The following is a 2,599-nucleotide window of genomic DNA, read 5'->3' on the forward strand; positions in this document are numbered from 1 at the left end:
TGTTTCTTTTTCAATTCTTGCAGTTGTTGAATATTCTTTTCTAAGGTAATATTAAAATCTCGTTTAGCACAAATTTCTGGAATACTAGGTGAAGGTGTCACCACGACATTAGGAGTCTTGAATGACCAAAAAGTAAATCCAAGAAAGCCTAATAGTGCCAAGAAAGATAATATTTTAGTTAAACCAGCAGGAGAATTCTCCACATCAACTAATTTTTCTAGTTCTTGTTTAACCCATTGAACATTAAATACCTCTTGATAAATTCGATTGGTCACTTCTAGATAATCATCATTCTTAATCACTAATTCTGCTTGCTGAAGTGCCAATTTTTCTGGTTTATTATCAGCAAATACTCTCCCCTGCAAAATATCTTGATAGATTTCTAATGTTGACCTAACATTTTTATCAGGAGTTAAGAGACTGTTTTGTATTTTCTGGAGATGGGCTGCCGCTTTATTTTGTAACCAATTTTCTACAATATTTTTCTGAATCAATTGTTCAATTTTGGGTTTTTCTTGTCCTTCCCGCAACTCATTTTTATTGTCAATTAGCAAACGAATAACTATTTCTGTTAACTCCAAGTTACCACTCGTCCAAGCTAAAGTTTCCTCAATTAAAGCTGCTCGTTGATTCTCCTCAAATTTGGGCGTTAATTGTTTTTCAGCCAGTTGATGTGCTTGTCTTTGACGTGCTATCTGTGCTTTTCGTTTGGCGGCGATTTCACTTAACTCTAAAAAACGCTTTTCTGGCTCATTAATATCTTGATTTTCACTCCAAGTTAAAGCTTCTTCTAAATCTTGATCATAAAGAAGTTTAGTGTCATCTTCCCCTGAATTTAACCAAATTTCGTACTTGTCAATGTATGGAGGTATTTTATTTAATTCCGTTGTCACCCAAGTTTCATTAAAAACATTTCTATAAATCTTATTATAAACTTTTAACTTTTGTCGGTCTTGAACTACCAATCCCGTTAAGCGTAATTCTATTTGGTCGGGACTACCATCATCGGGAATTTCACCATTTCTTAAAATTTCTTGGTAAAGCTTCAGCATTCTTCTACCCGTGACACGCTTATTTAATAAACGATTCCGAATAGTTTTTAGGTGTTCTGGACTATCTTGAGATACCCAGTTACTAATTACTTGCGACTGGATAAAATCGCCGACATTAATCGGGTTTGCTGCCGATTCCCTGCCAAATCCAGTGCGAGATGTGGAGATTAAATTACAAATTTTTTGAGTTAAAAATGGTTGTCCACCTGTCCATTCTATAACCTCCTCTAAAACCCGTTCCGGTGCGATAAATTTTTCCTGCAATCCCTCGGCAAGTTTTCTGGCATCCTTTATAGTAAATCCAGATAATCGAATATCTTGACCAATATTAAAAGGACCATGATGATTATCTTGAATAAAGTTAGAAACTGCCGCTACCCCCAACATACAAAAGGTTAGACGTTGGTAATCCCTATTATGAGGACGTTTTTCATGACAGCTACGCAGCCAAGCAAAGAAAGCATCTGTGGAAAAATTTAAACTCAGAACGCTATCAATTTCATCGAAACAGATAACAATAGGTCGGGATACTTCCTTTAAGAGAATTTCCTCAACAAATTGATCAAGACGATTAATAGGTGATTTATAGGCTCGTTCATTCCACCAAGCTTGCTCTTTTTCCCGAATAGAAAGATCAAATCGTTTAACCAGTTGCTCAAATAATACTCGATACCAAATATCTTCGGAGAGTTTTTTCCCTATACCACTCAAATCAATGGTAGCACAATCAATATTATCCTCTTGCAGTCGTTTTTGTGTCTGTACCCACAAACTTGATTTTCCCATCTGACGGGAATTTAACACATAGCAATACTGTCCATTTTTTAGATAGTTATAAAATAGATCATCTGCTTCCCGCTTGATATAACTAGGTGACTCTAGGGGGACGCTGCCTCCAACATAATAAAAATTGGTCGCCATAGGATTAAAATTAGCAATTTGTCTGATTGGTTAAGTTTGATGAATAATTTAATCAAAGGTTATCTGTCCCTAAGCTAGTCCGCATTTAAAGTTCTGGGTTCGATGGGGGAACGGGGAACAGGTGAAAACGAATATCAGATTTAGATGTACAACAGTTTAACTCAATATATCGGATTTTAGGCGGATAAGCGATACCTAAAATAGTCGCTGTATAGTGGATAACGGGGTTGAACAGCATTCTGCACAAAGGTTACTAATCCTAAACTATGAAGTTGCCAATTAATTGTTGCACCTAAATCAACGGGAGAAGACGACTCTACAACCTTTTTCATTCCTGCTGCTAGGTTTGGATGTTCTTGTAAGTTTAGCAAATGTCCTCGCAAATGATCCCCATAAATTCCCGCTTCCGTGGCTGCTGTCTGTTCAAAATCTGCTAAAGACAGCTGTTTTTGGGTAATTGCATAAAGCGCTTTTTGGATTAAATAGGGATGTCCCCCAACAAGATTAATTAGAACTCTTGCAAATTAATTATATGTTATAATGATGGGTTAACTAATTTTCCCCAAAAAATTAGTTAATCAGTACATTCGTCCTGAATAAAAACTTGAAGTTTAACTTTTAACTCA

Annotated in this window: 1 protein-coding gene and 1 pseudogene; both read right to left on the bottom strand. The window is 36.0% G+C overall.

The annotated features are described in order from the left end of the window. A partial coding sequence (locus EWV84_RS18245) for an AAA-like domain-containing protein (RefSeq protein WP_287079177.1) occupies nt 1–1,973 on the bottom strand: 1,973 nt, incomplete at its 3' end. Nucleotides 1,974–2,149: 176 nt separating this feature from the next. Then, nucleotides 2,150–2,485 (bottom strand): annotated as a pseudogene (locus EWV84_RS18250) (AAA-like domain-containing protein); the annotation flags it as partial. Nucleotides 2,486–2,599 lie beyond the last annotated feature (114 nt).

It is taken from the genome of Microcystis sp. M_QC_C_20170808_M3Col (genome assembly GCF_007095505.1).
Lineage (GTDB): Bacteria > Cyanobacteriota > Cyanobacteriia > Cyanobacteriales > Microcystaceae > Microcystis.